The organism is Burkholderia sp. BCC1640 (assembly GCF_902833125.1).
GTDB classification, from domain to species: Bacteria; Pseudomonadota; Gammaproteobacteria; order Burkholderiales; family Burkholderiaceae; genus Burkholderia; species Burkholderia diffusa.
The window spans coordinates 1-501 of the sequence record NZ_CADFEF010000152.1 but is presented as its reverse complement, the minus strand read 5'-3'; the positions used below and the strand labels follow the sequence as shown (position 1 = coordinate 501).

General features: G+C 46.7%; 1 rRNA gene. It reads left to right on the top strand.

The features are described 5' to 3' along the window. Positions 1-108, top strand: a 16S ribosomal RNA gene (locus HWX25_RS32955); the annotation flags it as partial. Positions 109-501 lie beyond the last annotated feature (393 nt).

Below are 501 nucleotides of genomic sequence, written 5' to 3'. Positions count from 1 at the left end.
GTGGCTAGTCTAACCGCAAGGAGGACGGTCACCACGGTAGGATTCATGACTGGGGTGAAGTCGTAACAAGGTAGCCGTATCGGAAGGTGCGGCTGGATCACCTCCTTTCCAGAGCTTCTCGCAAAGTTGAGCGCTCACGCTTATCGGCTGTTGATTAAGACAGAAAGACTGTCTGTTAGCGGTTTATCGGTTATAATGCCGGCCGCTTTTGATAATCTTCAATGAAAAATATTCGAATGATGATTCATTCGAGTCTTTCTCATTGGCGATTGAGCCAGTCAGAGCGGTACGGAGTACGTATCGGCTGTCGTTCTTTAACAATCTGGAAGAAGTAAGTAATTTGGATGGCGGAAGCGTCTTGAGATGGACGTGAAAGCTATCCGGGTTGTGATTGTATCGATGTATCTCAAGATGATTCGAACTCTATGTTTGACTCAATTGGAATACGGCACAACGCGAGAACTCAACCTGTAGCGACTGTCGATGAGACAGACTCGTTAT